Source organism: Pseudobdellovibrio exovorus JSS, assembly GCF_000348725.1.
Lineage (GTDB): Bacteria > Bdellovibrionota > Bdellovibrionia > Bdellovibrionales > Bdellovibrionaceae > Pseudobdellovibrio > Pseudobdellovibrio exovorus.
The window spans coordinates 39,838-55,681 of record NC_020813.1; the positions used below are offsets into that span (position 1 = coordinate 39,838).

Sequence of the window (15,844 nt, forward strand, 5' to 3'; positions counted from 1 at the left end):
CTTCGTTGAGTCGATGTTTGTAGTGCCCGCTAAGGGTCCATCATGGACATCTTAGTTGGTTTCATACAGACAGCTTCATCAAAGCAAAAGGTTAAATAACAGACAACCGGAAACAGCCCCCAGTTTTAAATTAGGCGTAATGTCCAGTAAACAGATCTGAGGCCCAAAATAAAGGGTTACTAAATCGAAATTGAGCGTCTTTTCTCCTAAATCCCGCGCCCATCGCTGACGATAGAGGTTCGTGAAGATGGAGCGATCCAAATCTAAATAAGGATTAATTTCCTTATTAGGAAAGATCGAAGGTGGATCATGAGTATTCTTGCTGAGTGAGCAAAAAAGAAAAGCCCGCGCGGTACAAAAACGAAAAGTTTCTGAAAGCTTTGGGGCGTCACTGTCAGCAACTCAGAATCAAAAAAGGCTACACGATAGATCGTCTGTATCGTGAAGGCGATCAGTTGAGTACCTCAGCGATTCATCGTTTAGAAAATGGTGCCGCAGATACTCAGATCAGCGTCTTTTATCGTTACGCTCAAGTTCTGGGTTTAGAGTTACAGGATTTATTCAAGTTTGAAGTTCCTACAGAAAAATCAAAAAAGATTTTACCATTTGATGAGGACAATCCAGAAAGACCGAAATCTTGTGTTCCCTACTATGACATTCATGTGGCTGCTGGAGCGTTCGATCAGCAAAAGCTAAACCAGCAAGATCCAAGTGGTTGGGTTAAAATTGAAAACCTGCGCAATCAAACAGAATATTTTGCAACTCATGTCAAAGGCCGCTCGATGGAGCCAGCGATTCCGTCAGGTTCTTTATGTCTTTTTCGCTTTTATCAAGGTGGAACTCGTCAGAATAAAATCTTCTTAGTGAAATCCCGCGGTGTTTTAGATCCAGAAACAAATGAATCTTTCGTTGTTAAAAAATACAAACGCCTGAGCACAGTTGAAGATGATGAAAACAGATCTAAAGTGGTCGTACATCTTCTATCAGAAAATACGACCTACCCTCCGATCGTGTTGATGGCTTCAGATGAAACTCAAATTGAAGTGATGGCTGAGTTTATCGAAGTTCTCGAGTAAGTCCTTAGAACAACTGCAAACGGGCACTAACAACCACTTGGCAAGTGTGCTGGCCACCATTCTGGGCTATTGCCACAACCACAGAAAATACTTGGCGTTGTGGGTGCTGGACTTGACCATGTATTCCCACAGCAACGACGAGTGCCACTCGTGCAACCACTGCAACTTGTCGCTCCGTGAGCAGCCGCACACGCGGTACCGCCATTAGCTGCCGGAGTCGTCACAGTAAATGTTTTTAAACCAGAGGCATCACAACCACTCCACGAGCCAACACAATTCACTGGCGCTGGGGTTGATGGTCCACCACCACCGCCAGTTGCGGCGACACAGCCCGGTCCACCAACCCAAACACAGCCATTCGGAGTACAACCACCATAAGGAACTCCCGATGCCGACATACATGCGGCATAAGAAGCTGAGCCTGCGCCATGCTGTCCACTTCCGCTGTAAGGATAACTGCAAGACCAAGAGCCACAGTAACACGCGCAATTGCAAGGCATGGTCGTTCCCTCAGGGACAGAGCAGGCAGCTCCGCCATTCGCAGCTGGCGTTGTTACAACATATGTTGAGTTTCCAGAACTTGTTAGACATGGCGTCCACGCGCCGACACAATCCACAGGAGCGCCACAAGACTGAGGATTACAGCTTTGTGATTGAGTCTGTCCATTTGTCGCCGGACAGGCTGTTCCACCATTGGCGGCCGGAGTCGTAACAGTGTAAGTACGAGTCTGAGTTCCGCCACCACAACTGGCAGAACAAGAACTCCATGCACTCCAATCTCCGGCACAGTTGACCGGAGTTGATGGTGGAGCACAGGCCGCTGTGTTACACGTGCGAGTTTCACCATCAACGTGAGGGCATGCGGCTCCCCACTGATTTGCAGGAACATCAACAGTGTAAGTTTGAGTTCCTCCACCGCACATCACAGAGCAGGCACCCCAGTTTCCAGAGCAATTTTGAGTACAAGTCGGATTGGTGTAGCTTCCACTCAGCGAAGCCGTGTTGTTAACGACACTGCAAACTCTTGTTTCTTGTTGGCACCGACTTCCGGTTGGCACAGAAGGTGTCGCATAAAAAGTGTAAGCAGCCGAGTGGCTTAAGTTGATTCCATTTTGATCACATGTCACCACATTGAGGTCTGTTAAAGAAAGTACGCGTCGACTGATGGTGACATCATAAGAGCCAACTTTTGTGTCACCAGCTCTCGCATTAATAAAGTTTTTCATCAGATGATTGTCAGAGGGATTGAAAACCATTTTAGCATTGATCGTTAGTGTAAGACCACTTGTTGAGGCGGCCTCATTCACATACCAATTTATGATGTAACCAATAGGACAGTTGTCGTTTCCAGCTCCGGTTGGTGAAAAACCAGAACACTTTGTTCCCTTTTCCGTGAAACCAGCACTACTTGTTGTGCGGCCATCGTAAAAAACCTGACCACCGCCTGTTCCTGAATTGTAAAGTACAATACGATCAAGTGACGGAGAATAAGCTGAGGCGACGAGCGATGTTGCACATGTCGTGCGATTTCGCAGGCAGGCCATATTGGCATTAACGGAGGCGTTGATGGTATTTTGAATGGCTTGATTCTGTTGCAGAATTTCAGAAAAGCTATTTTTAAGCTTTAAGAGCTCATCACGTAGCTGAACCTTTTTTTGTTCTTGAGTTGAAAAGCTCATCATATTGATAACAGCCAAGCTGACAACGGCACCAAGAGCCACGGCGACCATAAGTTGAATCAAGCTGACACCACGATTATTAATAAAGAATAGCTTCTTTATATTCCACCACCTCTGTACGTTCCGCATGTGTGAAGTCTAATATCCCAAAAGGTTAGAAGAAAACTCATTTCAGTTTAAAAAAATAAGACTAGAGCTGCAATACTTTTAAGATAACTATTTAAAACCACAGTATATTTTAATAAACTGTTTTGCTTTGATCCAGAGATTAGTTCAGTCTAGAGACATCACGTTTTTGTTTGTGTTTTAAGATCAAAAACTGAATCATAGGTCCAAGGTTTAAGATTAGCTTTAACAGTAAAATTGCAAAGGAAGGCAGCAATGAATAACACTCATTCAAAATTTTTTGGCTATGTTTTATGGATTTTCGGTTTTACAGGAGCTCACCGCTTTTATTACGGAAAACAAATCACAGGAACAATCTGGTTTTTCACATTAGGTCTTTTGGGCGTTGGTTGGATTATCGACTTCTTTTTGATTCCCTCAATGGATCGTGAGGCCGATCTTAAATACACCGCGGGTCGATATGATTTTTCAATGGCATGGGTGCTTTTGACCTTCTTAGGATTTTTAGGAATTCATCGCTTCTACATTGGAAAAATTGGAACAGGAATTATCTGGCTTTTAACCGGAGGTGTCTTCGGTTTGGGTTATCTTTATGATCTGTGGAATCTAAACGGCATGATTTCCGAAGCGAATAGAACTTAGTATTTAAAGCGAAAAATCATTCATTACAATCTTTTAACAATTGAGCCCCCAGTAAAAAGGGGGCTTTTCTTTTTAAGCGGTAATTTCTTGCCGCCCGCATTTTAAAGCTTCTTGTTTGAAATTTCAGAATAAAACGAGGAGTTTACAAAAATTTGTAAAACAAAAAATCAGCCCTATAATTTTATTATTGTTTAATGACGAGAATTGCTTGAGCCAATAACAAAGGAATATTGCGTGTCGCGACTGAGATTAAACACTAAGGGGATAGGTCTTTTACAATTATTACTGGCTGTGGGATTGGGAAGCATCGTGAGCTTAGCATTTGTTAACGCTCTTCAAGTTTCTGATCACGAGCAAAGAAAACTACAACTTAGAAACGAGTTGTTAGCTATAAAAAATCATTTCGCCAGCACGTTACATCAGGATCAAACTTTTCTTAATACGATCGCCGCACTCGAAAATACAAATATGCAGTGTCTACGTGATCGCACCGTTTGTGATGCGGGATTTGTTGGAAGTGAGTACTCGCCATTGCAAGAACGACTCGTTCTTTATAATCAGTCCCCGAGTCCGGGTCAGATTTTTTACGACGGCCGCGCAACAAGCAGTACAGGGTTCACAACAAAAGGAGCCACGTGTACAGGGTTTTCTGCCACTGGCGCAGGAAACAGTGACTGCCCGATTGGTTTTATCACAACATGGTACTTAAGCGATGTCGGCTCTTATAAAGGAGTCGCTCTTACACTGAATGCAAAGATGGTTTTTAACCCTGCAGACGATCATCCTTTGAAGCGATTTTTTTATGCGCAGCACGTGGACACCGTTCTGGGTTCTTATGACATTGCGGTTACTAAGCGCGTGAAGTCTCTTGTAAATAATGAAGTTCTTCACTGCGAAGAAAATGGCGTGCAATTAAATCATGGTGCCGGAAGAGTTTTCTATCAGACAGCAGGTGTTCCTGTTGGAAGTCGTTGTCAGCAAGAAACTCGTCTTTGTACGATTGTGAACAATGTGCCGGAGTTGTCAGGAACATTTAATCAGCCGAGCTGTGCACAAGCTTGTTCGGGCGAGTGGAGTGCGTGCAGTGCTCCCTGTGGTGGCGGAACACAGACCTTTACACAGATCGTGGAAGCCAATGAGTTTGGTCCCGCCTGTGCTCACTCTAACGGAGAACAACGTGCGTGTAACACAATGGCCTGTGGTAACAACTGCATGGGCGATTGGGGCGCTTGTACCGGAGGCGTTCAGCGATACAACGTCACGCTTCCAGCAGGAATTGGAGGTGATAGTTGTCCCTACGCTGACGGACAAACTCGCAGTTGCACCAGCGAAGGAAAATGGGTGAAAACAGGAGTCGCGAACAACGTGCATGGACTTGGTTACAACTCTCTTTGTCATCCTTATAAAAGTCTTTTGCCCCTTTGCTTGATGCAGGTGATTTATCACATAGATGGAAGTCAGTATTGCGAAAGCTATGTATTGAACGACTTGAATGGACTCCTTAATCCAGTCTTAAATACATTAAGTACCTGTGGAAACTTTTCCCCAGATACAGCGGTTTGTAATCCGGGACAGAGTATGACAATGGTTTCTGCCTTCTATGTTTTAAAGGGAGGAAATTTATTAACGAATTTATTCGATTTACAGAATGTGACGACAAGTTATTCGTGTGTGGCAAAATAAAACGTCTAAGAATTAGAAAAATCTAATCTATATAAAAGTCATCAGAGGACACACTGATGACTTTCCAGCGCAATCCGAAGCAGTTTATAAACACGATCAAGTCATTTCCATTGCTGACAAAATCTTTATCTTTTTCACTAGGAAGATAAGGATTTTTAGAATGAGCAATAAGGGTGTCGGAATAATACAGCTACTCGTCGCTGTGGGTTTAGGTAGTGTCGTCAGTATGGGCGTCATCAGCATGATGCATTTTTCAAATCAAGAGCAGAAAAAAATTCATCTGCGCTCAGAGCTTGTCGCTATTCAAACGCGTTTTGCCGAAGTTCTTCACAACGACAAGACCTTTCTTAATACAGTTGCTTCTTCCGCAAATCCTAACATGGCCTGCTTGCGCAATCGTACGGCCTGTGCGGCTAGTTATGTGTCATCCGGCTACACACCAACACTTGATCGTATCGCGATTGTTCATCCAGCATCATCAGATGGAAGAATTTTTTATGATGGACGCTCTACAAGCACAGCAGGATTTACAGAAAAAGGAGCCGACTCCCGCAGCAAATGGAGGTACAGCTTGTGCTGTACCTGCGGGAACAACAGCAACTTGCACGTGTAGTTGCTACTGCAGCTCTTGGGGTTGTAATTATCCGTATAATGGGAGTGGCAAACACAGCGCCTCTACGAAAGCAGCCTGTATGGCGGCTAATGGACAGTCTTCTGGCGGTTGTACAACAAATGGATGTGTATGGGTCGGAGGGCCAGGCAACTGTCAGTAGTTTCAAAATTATGAAAATTACTTCTTAACGTTTTTCGGCTTAGAAGTTTTTACGACTTTCCATTCATCGCCAGTTTTTTCAAGGTTGGCGGTGAAGGTTTTCACATCAGATTTGATGTCTTCTAAGCTAGCGGGTTCACGGCTATTTTTTGCAATCTCGTGAAAAACCTCTTGTAGGGACATTTTATCTAATTTTTCGCGAGGAATAAATGCGGCCATAAAAATTAAACCGCCTAAAGCATCACCAGGCTCTGTCTTTGTTACAGTTACAGTCGCTTTATTTTCTTCAATTTTAATATCACTAAACTCAAAGTTTGTTTTTTCAACTACGTAATTTTTTAAACTTGTTTTGAAGCGACTTTCTTTACTTCCTAAAAGGTCTGTTGCTGATTTCTCGGCAGCTTTTGCTAAGGAGTCTTTACTGAACTCTGTTTTTAAAGCTTTGTGGACCTGATCTTCAGGGGAAGAGGTGCAGTTAGTTAAAGTTAAAGTTGCCACGATAGCCAAAAACAGTTTCAAAGTCAGTTTCATGAGTTTCTCCTTCAGAGCTTGTTTGATGAAGCTGTTTCGGCTGTTTATTTTGTAAAAATAAGGGGGGTAAACAAAAAAACTAATGGCAGCTTGGGTTCGTGTAGCAATTTGAGCCGTCAGACCCCGGCCCGCAGGGATAACAGTCCCAATATTGAGTACCCATGCCAGAAGGTCCACCGCTACCTCGAATTGGACCGCTTTGATAATGTGATGGAAATGGACACTGACCTACATAAGCAGCGCCCCAACTGCATGTTTCACTGTCTCCTATATGGGCCATGCCTGTGCAGGCGGTCATTGGGAAGCATGGCACCTCTGGGCACGCGTGTGTGTTACAAGCTTGGGATTCCGTTTGTCCATTTGTCGCAGAACAAGCGGCTCCACCATTCGCCGCTGGAGTTGTAATGGTGAAGGTGCGCGCTTGCGTCCCGCTACCACAAGGTTTTGAACATGTGCTCCACGCTCCCCATGAACCGACACAGTCGGTGCTTGGAGTCGCTGCGCAACTTTGAGTTGCCCCATTCGCGTGTGTACAGGCCGTTCCCCCGCCACTGGCTGGAGTCGTGACGATAAATGTTTGTGATCCCGCTGTACATGGTCCCCATGCACCAACGCAATTAACAGGCACTGCTGGCGGAGCACAAGCTGCCGTATTACAGGTGCGAGTTTCACCAGCAGCGTGAGGGCATGCGGCTCCCCACTGATTTGCAGGAACATCAACAGTGTAAGTTTGTGTTCCACCACCACACGCCACGGAACAAGGCCCCCATGCGCCAGAACAGTTTTGCACGCAGGTCGAATTGGTGTAGTTACCACTTAATGACGGAGTGTTATTCACCACGCTGCAAACGCGCGTTTCCTGTTGGCAACGGCTTCCCAAAGGAACACTGCTGGTCGCATAAAAAACATAACCAGCCGAGTGATGTAGTGTCACTCCCCCTTCAGAGCAGGACACGACAGACAAATTACTTAAAGATAAAACACGCTTACTGACGATGACATCATATTGCCCTACGCGTGTATCAGAACCAGTTGCATTCACAAAAGTTTTTAAAGGATGTGTATCCGAAGGATTAAAAACGAGCTTTGCGGTTATCGTCAGCGTAAGACCTTGATCAGAACTCGTCTGATTGACATACCAATTGGTGATATAACCAATAGGACAGGCGTCGTTGCCCGCTCCTGCTGCGGAAAACCCAGTGCACTTCGTTCCCTTTTCCGTGAAGCCCGCACTACTCGAAGCGCGGCCATCATAAAAAATCTGACCACCATTAGGGCCGGAATTGTAAATAGCAATCCGATCAAGAGTTGGAGAATAACCTGAAGCCACTAGCGACGCGGCACAAGCTGTACGATTGCGTAAACACGCCATATTGGTATTGGCTGTGGCCGCGATAGTATTGAGGATACTTTGATCTTGATGAAGAACTTCGGAAAAACTATTTTTCAATTTTAGCAAGTCATTGCGGAACTGAGCTCTTTTCTGCTCTTGATTTGAAAAACCCATCATATTGATAACAGCCACACTGACGATTGTGGCTAAGCCCACACCCACCATCAGTTGAATCAAACTGAAACCAGCAGAGTTTAAAGAAAGTCTTTCTGTTACGTTCCGCATAAGTCTTATCTTAAGCGGAACAACCCTGAAGGCCAAGAGCTTCAAGGCTTTCAGCGCCAGAGTCTCAAATCAACACAGTGAAAAAACAAACTAATGTGTTTGCTGCTATTTGAAAAACTTAAGATGACGTAAGCTCTTTATAATTTCAATTTTCTACGGCGCGTCCGTAAACAGGGCCTGGCACCTACGTTGTCGGAGCAAAGTTACGCGGCTTCGAGCCCGGCATTGGTGGCGGAGCTTGCGGCGGCGGTAACGGAGACACCACAGATTTGTCGGCATCGCGGAAAAGATTGTACTTTCCGTCGAAACGCAGATCCACATCACCTGTCGGACCATTACGTTGTTTTGCGATGATGACTTTAGCAGCCCCTTGTTTTTCAGGAGACTCTTTGTCGTAGTAATCTTCACGATAGAGCATCATGATAACGTCGGCATCTTGCTCGATAGAACCAGACTCACGTAAGTCAGATAACATCGGACGACGATCAGAACGACCCTCAACTCCACGATTTAACTGAGCTAAGGCAATAATAGGAACTTGCAGTTCTTTGGCAATAGCTTTTAGGCTTTTAGAAATTTCGGCAACTTCACGCTCACGGCTATCCACTTTTTGTTTCAAGCTCATCAACTGCAAGTAATCGATCATAATGCAATCCAACTGACCCATAGCTTTTAAGCGACGGCAGCGGGCGCGGATCTCGAAAGGTGAAATCCCGGAAGTTTCATCAATATATAAAGGAGCATCTGCAATCGTTCCGCAGGCATTCATCAATTTCTGCCATGAGGTATCCTGAATACGACCTGTACGGATTTCTCCGATCGAGATTTTCGCTTCGGCGGCAATCACCCTCATCATCAAAGACTCTTTCGACATCTCGACCGAGAAGTAAGCCACAGTCTTTTTAGCTCTTAGAGCCATGTGGGACGCGATATTCAAGCTGAATGCGGTTTTACCCATAGAAGGACGGGCCGCGATAATAATCAACTCGCCGGGATTAAACCCTGAAGTCATTTTATCTAAGTCAGTGAACCCACTTGGAATACCTGTTACATCCGCTTTGCGGTTGTAAAGTTCTTCGATTTTTTTAAAGGAATTGGTAACGATATCACGCGGACCTTCTAGGCCGGTGCCGTTCTTCTTTTCGCCGACTTTTAAAATTTCGCTTTCAGCAAAATCCAAAAGGGATTCAGCGTTTTCATAATCAGAACCGAAGGCTTTTTCGATCAAGCCACTAGATGTTCCGATCAGGCGTCTTAATAAAGACTTCTCGTGGATGATTTTAGCGTGCGAATCGATGTTCGCAGCAGAAACCACTTTATCTAATAGAGATAACAAATACTCGGGTCCACCAATAAGATCCAATTCGTTCTTATGTTGAAGGGAATTGGTAACGGTAACCAGATCGATAGGCTGTGCTTTTTGATGTAAGTCTGCGATGGTGCGATAAATGATTTGGTGGGCTGGTTTATAGAAGTCGTTAGCTTCAATAAGGTCTGAGACCTGATCGAACGCTTCACGTTCTAACATTAAACCACCAAGAACTGAGAACTCGGCCTCTAGATTTTGAGGCGGTAGTTTCTGACTCATCTAAACCCCTCTAGATTGGAAGTCTGAAAAGCAAAAAAATAAGGACTCTTCATCAGAGTCCTTATTCCCTATATCTTAATATATATTATTGAGCCAAAGTTGCAGTTGGTGCAACTGTTGTTTCAGGAGCTACAGCAAGAATTTGCGCGCCTTTTTTAGGTTTCAATTTGTAGTTGTCGATTTTCTTTTTCAAAGTGTTACGGTTGATACCCAACATTAAAGCCGTTTTAACTTGGTTACCGTTGTAAGCTTTAAGAGCTAGCTCGATCAATGGTTTCTCAACTTGCTCTAATACGATATTGTACAAGCCATTCAACTCTACTTGAGCTTCTTTTTGCTGTTGGAATAAAACTTCCAATTTGCTTTTCACTAATTTCTCAAGGCTCACTTGTTGTAAGTTAGCTACAAAAAGATTTTCTGAGTTGTTAAGGTTCGGCGTCATGAGTCTCCCTCGTGTTATGTTTTAAAATCTGCGGGTCATACCCCGCGTTGTGTGGGTAACCAAATATACTTATGTTGCTGCAAATGCAACATCACTTTTAGCTTTTTTTGCAAAATTCTTTCGGCCAACCACTTTTCAGATACTTGGCCGTGAGATGGACTAAACAACACAGTAAAATTTTTAAATAAATCATATTGACGACAAAATTGTTCTGACCATTCCAAATCTTTTTCAGAAGAAATAACAAATTTATATTCAGTTGGAATTCTGTGTTTTTCAGAGGAGAAATCGATGTTTTCTAAAAGAAAACTATCAGCCGCACCACTATCAGGAGTTTTTACGTCAAGAATAATTTTAACTCGTGGGTCAACGTGTTTAACGCTTTTAGATCCACTCGTTTCTAAAGAAACTTTGTGCCCTTGGTCACATAGAATGTTGATAAGTTTGTGGATTTCCGGCTGCAGCAAAGGTTCCCCGCCAGTAATACAAATATATTCGGCGTCATGGCTTTTGACGACATCGAGAATTTTTTCCAAACTCAAAAATTCTCCTTCGTGATACGAATACTTTGTATCGCAATAGGTACAGCGCAGGTTACAGCCTGTTGTGCGTATAAACACAGTCCTGTTGCCGGCATAGGTGCTTTCGCCCTGAATCGAATAGAAAATCTCGTTAATTTTAATCATTTGGAAGGCAAGGGAATCCCACCCTCCATTGATAAAGTCAAGCTGGGCACCCTATTCCAGAGGGATTTGCTTGCAGAGAGCTTTAAAAGCTTTTTAAAGGAGGCCTGTAAGCAGTTTTTTTAAGTCCGGCGAGTGGCGATCTACCAGTTCTCCAGTCGCATATCGGTGTAAGATACTCCCAATAAGGGTTTGATAGGGTATTCCTAGGCGTAAAGCCTCAGTTTTGAGTTCAGATAAAACGACAGACTCTAAACGAATACTAATAGGCGTTTTAGCCGCATCGGCAGAGACCTTTGGGGTTCCTTCGCGTTTTTTTAAAGACTTTAAATCATATTCCTTTTTCATATTGCACTCGCTCTTTTAAGGTCGCCCGCCTTGAGCTGATGATACGGATAACAGTCCCATCCGCTCGCTCACAAAAGACAACCAGTAATAAATTTAGTTTTTCCGAGAGGCCAATCCGAATGAACCGATCTTCTATTTCAAAGCTGTGTTCAGGATCATAGAACTCAACTGAAGAACCTGTTGTCCAAACTGTCTGGGCCTCTTCGAACCAAACGCCATGTTTTTCGTAGTTGACGTGATTTTTGATTTCACTCCACTCAAAATACATGTACACCTTCATTGTATTCTATTGTATATACAAAAACAAGCCCCGAACATACAAACGGCTCAATTCGATTTAAAATCATATTCAAGCTCCCTTTCCGCGCTTTTCTGCGTCACTTCAGTGCCATCTGCAAAATAAGGGCATCCCGCTCTCTCAAATAAAGACAGTCCTTTTTCCATAAGGCGGACGCTTCGGATAGCGCTTGTTTGGTGTTTGAACGGATAAAAAAGAAGCTATAAAGCGATTAAATCGTTCGCGAAGTCAGAAATTAAAGAAAAACTGGACCTGACTAGACCCTTGGACTTTTGCACAATGTACGTATCAGCCGTAAATTAATAGAGTGATGAGCCCAGCTCTCAGGATGTGAAGCTGTAATGAATGTTTTTTTCAAAAAGTTTAAAAGCGAAATACGATCTATAGCCCTGTTCGGCTTAGCTTTATTTATCGGGTTAGCGTTAATCAGCTACAATCCTAAAGATCCATCCCTCAATTCTATGGGGAACAACGGACTAAACGCTTTAAATTACTGTGGTATTTTAGGAAGCTTCCTTGCTGATGCAATCTATCAGCTTTTCGGATTGCCAGCATGGATTATGGTGGCGGGTCTATTTCATCTGTCTTTCTTAAGTTTCAAAGGCGAAAGCATCGAGTGGCGCAATGTGCGCTTGGTTTGGGTCACGCTTTTGATCTGCTGTGTTTCCGCATTGATGTCGATTTACTGGAGTGAAGCCAAAGTCTTCGATCGCCAAATTTTCTTAGGTGGTCTTTTAGGTGTGGGCCTATCAAAGGGATTGATCGGTGTTTTAAATAGTGTTGGCGCCCAGATTTTACTGTGGGCTTTAACAGCGATGCTGATCGTTTTCTGTTTCGAAGTCAGCGTCAATGACCTTGTGATGAAAGCCATGAGCTTTTTACATGATCGCATGGAAGATCTGGCTCGTTCAGATTGGTTAAAGAAGTTAAAAGCGACGTCGTTAAAACCAGCGAAGACAGCGAAAAAAGAAACGAAAGCCAAAGATAAAACGACAGAGACGATTCTAGTTGAAACGAAAAACTTAATTCCAGAACCAAAATTGAAGTTGGCTGTGGAAGAAGAAGACGATGAATCAACACCTTCCACATCGCGCTCAACAAGAGCTGCTGTTCATGCCGATAGCGACGAAGACGCAGAGGACATGGACGCTTCAGCCGAAGCCGGTGAAGAGGACGATGAAGATGTTGAGGTTTCTGCGTACGAACCTCCTGCCCGCCGCAAAGTGACTCTGCAAGCGAAGACTCCGCGCAAAGTGGCGAATTGGACGATGCCGAAATTATCTCTGCTAGAAGATCCGCCATTAAGTCGCATTAAAATGGACGAAAAAGAAATTCGTCGTAAAGCGGACATCACTCTTGAAAAATTAAAACAATTTGATGTGAACGGACAAATCGTTGCGGCTAAACCGGGCCCGATGGTGACCATGTTTGAATTCAAACCAAACGTGGATGTGCGTGTAAATAAAGTGACGGATATGGCAGACGATTTAGCGTTGGCCCTTTCGGCGGAATCTTTACGTATCATTGCTCCCATTCCAGGTCGCGATGTTATCGGGATTGAAACTTCAAATGCTCAGCGCGAAACTGTTTATTTAAAAGACCTTCTGGCAGATGAAACATTCTGGTCTGACGATATTAAGTTGCCGATCGCCTTAGGAAAACAAACCAATGGCGAACCTAAAATCGTCGATCTTCGCAAAATGCCACACTTATTGATTGCAGGAACTACGGGTTCAGGAAAATCTGTTTTCACTGTTTCTACGATCACAGGATTTTTATTCAAACATTCTCCGAAGACATTAAGAATGATTTTGGTGGATCCAAAGCAAGTGGATCTGGCGGCATTTTCAGATATTCCTCACTTAATCATGCCACCGATTCGCGAGCCGAAAAAAGCGGTCTTTGCTCTTCGCTGGGCTGTTAAGGAAATGGAAAAGCGCTATAAATCCATGAGTAAATTTGGCGCGCGTAACATCGAACAGTTCAATGATATCGTTGAGAAGTTCAACGCAGACAAAATTGCGGAGCACGAAAAAGTAAATGCCGAGTATGAAAACCAAGGCATTATGAAATTGGAACAGTACTATTACACTCCGCAACCGTATATTGTGATTGTGGTAGAAGAGTTCGGTGACTTGATGGCTGTTGACAAACAAAACGTCGAACAGAATATCGTGCGCTTAGCTCAGATGGCTCGTGCTTGTGGAATGCATTTGATGCTGGCGATGCAGTCTCCGCGTAAAGAAGTGGTTACGGGTTTAATTAAAACCAATATCCCAGGTCGTATTAGCTTTAAAGTGGCATCGAAAATGGATTCTCGCATTATCTTGGATGAGCAAGGGGCAGAACGTCTTCTTTCTCAGGGGGATATGTTGGCTCTTGTCGGTGGAACATCAAAAGCAATTCGCCACCATGGTCCTTACTTAAAAGAGACAGAAATCAACGGAGTTGCAAAATTCTGGTCTGATCAGGGTGAACCAGAGTTTGATGCTTTAGCGATGCGAGCTCTTGATGGCGGACCAACTCAGGGAAGCTTTGCGGGCATGGGTGCCGATGGCGACTTTGGCGGAGATTTCGCTGGCGAAGAGGAATACGACGAACGCTATGATGAGATCCTAGCTTGGGCAGCGACTCAAAAAGCCATTTCGGCCTCGTTAATTCAAAGACGATTTAAATTAGGCTACCCGCGAGCGGCACGTTTAATCGAGCTGTTCGAGCGCGAAGGCGTTGTTGGGCCAGCGAATGGAAGTAAACCTCGCGCCGTTCTGGTTGCGAGCCACGCCGAATAGGTGTCAGGCCCTGTTTACGGACACAGGGCAGCATATTCCAAAACTGAGTTTGTTTAGGTTTGCAAGCGTCACAATTCCTGTGGTGTGATTACTCTACTAAATAAAAATTAAGACTCAAACTCAAGGAGGATATATGTTTAAGTCATTCGTAATGGCAGCAGCCATGATCGTGAGCGCGTCTGCTCATGCACACACTACAGTTGCAGAATCACTATTCGCAGCTCAACAACCCTACATTCAAGAAGCAGTTGTAGCTTTCGGTTTAGACTGGAAAGTTGGACAAGAAAACAACTACAAATTGAACATGGGTGGATTCTTGAACGGATCTATGAAAATGTACGTTCGTGAAATTTCTGCTGATGGTATTTGGATGGTTCAAGATGTGGACATGATGATCCAAAAACAAAAAGTTGAAGTTCTAATCGACCCATCTAACGGACAAATCAAAAAAATGTTAGTTAATGGTAAAGAGCAAGAACCACCAAAATCTGACTTCGAATTGATCGATCAAAAAGAAGATCGCGTGACTGTTCCAGCGGGAACTTTTGATGCTATCTACTTGAAAATCAAAGACAATGCTAACAACGGCCAAATCGCTGAGCAATGGGTTAACCCTCGCGATATCCCTCTTTCTGGTATGTTGCAGTCAAAAGCTGACAGCCAAATGGGAAAGGTGACAATTCAATTAACTTCGTTTAAGAAGTAAGGATGAATTGTTTTTTATCAACAACCAAAAAAGCCGCGCTAAAAAACGCGGCTTTTTTATTGGGAATAACTCTTCTTGTTCTTTCTGCTGAAGCCCAAAACAAAAATATCAGCAATACCTTTGAATCCACGAAAAAGCAGGCCACCGAACTTCTTTTGCAAAAAAAGAAAACACAAGCCATTCAATTAGTTCGCGCCTATGAACAAAAAATTTCCAATACAGCCTCAAAAATCGAAGCGCAAGAGTTGATGGTGAATATCTCTCAGAAGTTCCTTTCGCGCACGACCCAAGAGGCCTATGAAAACTCGTTAAACATCACCGTTGAAAGCTTAAAAGACGCAGTAAAAAGCAACGAGCAGTGTCTTTCGTTAGACCCAAATCACCTTGATTGCCTCATTCAAAAAATGCGTCTGTACACGCGTGAAAAAAATCCTAAGGCGGCTCGTGCCGTTTTGTCTGATATTAAAGCGATCGCAGCTAACACGTCCTATGATGTTTGGCTCAGCCTCATGGCAGATCGTCGGTTACCCAACTTCAGCAGTCGTCAGATATTAAAAACGCTGCCCGAAAATCCACAGGAAGATCAATTTCCTCTGATTATTTTAGAGTTAGAGCGTTCATTTGTAGCTAAAAACTATTCACGTGCGCGGGATCTGCTGGGATACCTTGAAAAACACTTTTCTGATTGGCCAGATCTGTCTTTCTATCAAGACAAAATCGACCGCGAGTCTGGCGAAGGCAGTGAGGTCCTATCCGAACAGCAAACAGTTCAATACAGCAACAAATGTAAAAATTTAAGCAAGACAATTGCCCGTAAGTTTCGGTATGATTTTGATCTCTGCCTGCGTACGAACGAATAAGGG

15 protein-coding genes are annotated in these 15,844 nt (G+C 43.8%); 7 read left to right on the forward strand and 8 right to left on the reverse strand.

Going from position 1 to position 15,844, the window contains the following annotated elements; all coding sequences use genetic code 11:
* Nucleotides 1-326: 326 nt before the first annotated feature.
* Nucleotides 327-1,076, forward strand: a complete 750-nt coding sequence (locus A11Q_RS00205) for an XRE family transcriptional regulator (RefSeq protein WP_015468751.1) — start codon at nucleotides 327-329, stop codon at nucleotides 1,074-1,076.
* A 26-nt stretch (nucleotides 1,077-1,102) separates the two neighbouring features.
* Here the strand turns inward: A11Q_RS00205 and A11Q_RS00210 are convergent, their stop codons facing one another.
* On the reverse strand, nucleotides 1,103-2,884 hold the full coding sequence (locus tag A11Q_RS00210) for a thrombospondin type-1 domain-containing protein (RefSeq protein ID WP_015468752.1): 1,782 nt from the start codon (nucleotides 2,882-2,884) through the stop codon (nucleotides 1,103-1,105).
* Between the two features lie 252 nt (nucleotides 2,885-3,136).
* On the opposite strand from A11Q_RS00210, the gene A11Q_RS00215 reads away from it, so the two are divergent.
* The 3 genes from A11Q_RS00215 (at nucleotide 3,137) to A11Q_RS13740 (ending at nucleotide 5,819) form a co-directional block, all read left to right on the forward strand.
* Nucleotides 3,137-3,523, forward strand: a complete 387-nt coding sequence (locus A11Q_RS00215; protein ID WP_015468753.1) for a TM2 domain-containing protein — start codon at nucleotides 3,137-3,139, stop codon at nucleotides 3,521-3,523.
* A 234-nt stretch (nucleotides 3,524-3,757) separates the two neighbouring features.
* On the forward strand, nucleotides 3,758-5,206 hold the full coding sequence (locus A11Q_RS00220) for a thrombospondin type-1 domain-containing protein (RefSeq protein WP_015468754.1): 1,449 nt from the start codon (nucleotides 3,758-3,760) through the stop codon (nucleotides 5,204-5,206).
* A 160-nt stretch (nucleotides 5,207-5,366) separates the two neighbouring features.
* Nucleotides 5,367-5,819, forward strand: coding sequence for a hypothetical protein (locus tag A11Q_RS13740; RefSeq protein WP_015468755.1), 453 nt, complete (start codon nucleotides 5,367-5,369; stop codon nucleotides 5,817-5,819).
* Nucleotides 5,820-5,996: 177 nt separating this feature from the next.
* On the opposite strand, the gene A11Q_RS00230 is transcribed toward A11Q_RS13740, so the two are convergent.
* The 7 genes from A11Q_RS00230 to A11Q_RS00260 all read right to left on the reverse strand — a co-directional run bounded on the left by A11Q_RS00230 (nucleotide 5,997) and on the right by A11Q_RS00260 (nucleotide 11,468).
* The gene (locus A11Q_RS00230; RefSeq protein ID WP_015468757.1) at nucleotides 5,997-6,509 is read right to left on the reverse strand and encodes a hypothetical protein; all 513 of its coding nucleotides are present in this window, start codon (nucleotides 6,507-6,509) and stop codon (nucleotides 5,997-5,999) included.
* Between the two features lie 79 nt (nucleotides 6,510-6,588).
* Nucleotides 6,589-8,127: a thrombospondin type-1 domain-containing protein gene (locus A11Q_RS00235; protein ID WP_015468758.1), complete on the reverse strand. Its 1,539-nt coding sequence runs from the start codon at nucleotides 8,125-8,127 to the stop codon at nucleotides 6,589-6,591.
* 184 nt (nucleotides 8,128-8,311) lie between these two features.
* Nucleotides 8,312-9,715 carry a replicative DNA helicase gene (gene dnaB / locus A11Q_RS00240; RefSeq protein WP_015468759.1) on the reverse strand — a complete coding sequence of 468 codons (1,404 nt, stop codon included), beginning with the start codon at nucleotides 9,713-9,715 and terminating at the stop codon, nucleotides 8,312-8,314.
* 85 nt (nucleotides 9,716-9,800) lie between these two features.
* Nucleotides 9,801-10,157 carry a helix-turn-helix domain-containing protein gene (locus tag A11Q_RS00245; protein ID WP_015468760.1) on the reverse strand — a complete coding sequence of 119 codons (357 nt, stop codon included), beginning with the start codon at nucleotides 10,155-10,157 and terminating at the stop codon, nucleotides 9,801-9,803.
* 35 nt (nucleotides 10,158-10,192) lie between these two features.
* Nucleotides 10,193-10,843 carry a radical SAM protein gene (locus A11Q_RS00250; RefSeq protein ID WP_015468761.1) on the reverse strand — a complete coding sequence of 217 codons (651 nt, stop codon included), beginning with the start codon at nucleotides 10,841-10,843 and terminating at the stop codon, nucleotides 10,193-10,195.
* Between the two features lie 93 nt (nucleotides 10,844-10,936).
* Nucleotides 10,937-11,188, reverse strand: a complete 252-nt coding sequence (locus A11Q_RS00255; protein ID WP_015468762.1) for a hypothetical protein — start codon at nucleotides 11,186-11,188, stop codon at nucleotides 10,937-10,939.
* A complete protein-coding gene (locus A11Q_RS00260) occupies nucleotides 11,172-11,468 on the reverse strand; it encodes a BrnT family toxin (protein ID WP_235044625.1) in 297 nt (98 codons plus the stop codon). The genes A11Q_RS00255 and A11Q_RS00260 overlap by 17 nt, the downstream gene beginning before the upstream one ends.
* A 359-nt stretch (nucleotides 11,469-11,827) precedes the next feature.
* On the opposite strand from A11Q_RS00260, the gene A11Q_RS00265 reads away from it, so the two are divergent.
* From A11Q_RS00265 to A11Q_RS00275, 3 genes are all read left to right on the forward strand, one after another.
* Nucleotides 11,828-14,275, forward strand: a complete 2,448-nt coding sequence (locus tag A11Q_RS00265) for a DNA translocase FtsK (protein WP_015468764.1) — start codon at nucleotides 11,828-11,830, stop codon at nucleotides 14,273-14,275.
* Between the two features lie 133 nt (nucleotides 14,276-14,408).
* A complete protein-coding gene (locus A11Q_RS00270) occupies nucleotides 14,409-14,981 on the forward strand; it encodes a hypothetical protein (protein ID WP_015468765.1) in 573 nt (190 codons plus the stop codon).
* A gap of 2 nt (nucleotides 14,982-14,983) precedes the next feature.
* Entirely contained in the window at nucleotides 14,984-15,841 is an 858-nt protein-coding gene (locus A11Q_RS00275; protein ID WP_015468766.1) for a hypothetical protein, read from the forward strand.
* Nucleotides 15,842-15,844 lie beyond the last annotated feature (3 nt).

Excerpts from the sequence above, each read along its gene's own strand:
- A11Q_RS00210 (WP_015468752.1), bottom strand. The coding sequence starts at position 2,884 with ATGCGGAACGTACAGAGGTGGTGGAATATAAAGAAGCTATTCTTTATT.
- A11Q_RS00215 (WP_015468753.1), top strand. The coding sequence starts at position 3,137 with ATGAATAACACTCATTCAAAATTTTTTGGCTATGTTTTATGGATTTTC.
- A11Q_RS13740 (WP_015468755.1), top strand. The coding sequence starts at position 5,367 with ATGAGCAATAAGGGTGTCGGAATAATACAGCTACTCGTCGCTGTGGGT.
- A11Q_RS00230 (WP_015468757.1), bottom strand. The coding sequence starts at position 6,509 with ATGAAACTGACTTTGAAACTGTTTTTGGCTATCGTGGCAACTTTAACT.
- A11Q_RS00235 (WP_015468758.1), bottom strand. The coding sequence starts at position 8,127 with ATGCGGAACGTAACAGAAAGACTTTCTTTAAACTCTGCTGGTTTCAGT.
- dnaB (WP_015468759.1), bottom strand. The coding sequence starts at position 9,715 with ATGAGTCAGAAACTACCGCCTCAAAATCTAGAGGCCGAGTTCTCAGTT.
- A11Q_RS00245 (WP_015468760.1), bottom strand. The coding sequence starts at position 10,157 with ATGACGCCGAACCTTAACAACTCAGAAAATCTTTTTGTAGCTAACTTA.
- A11Q_RS00250 (WP_015468761.1), bottom strand. The coding sequence starts at position 10,843 with ATGATTAAAATTAACGAGATTTTCTATTCGATTCAGGGCGAAAGCACC.
- A11Q_RS00255 (WP_015468762.1), bottom strand. The coding sequence starts at position 11,188 with ATGAAAAAGGAATATGATTTAAAGTCTTTAAAAAAACGCGAAGGAACC.
- A11Q_RS00260 (WP_235044625.1), bottom strand. The coding sequence starts at position 11,468 with ATGAAGGTGTACATGTATTTTGAGTGGAGTGAAATCAAAAATCACGTC.
- A11Q_RS00265 (WP_015468764.1), top strand. The coding sequence starts at position 11,828 with ATGAATGTTTTTTTCAAAAAGTTTAAAAGCGAAATACGATCTATAGCC.
- A11Q_RS00270 (WP_015468765.1), top strand. The coding sequence starts at position 14,409 with ATGTTTAAGTCATTCGTAATGGCAGCAGCCATGATCGTGAGCGCGTCT.
- A11Q_RS00275 (WP_015468766.1), top strand. The coding sequence starts at position 14,984 with ATGAATTGTTTTTTATCAACAACCAAAAAAGCCGCGCTAAAAAACGCG.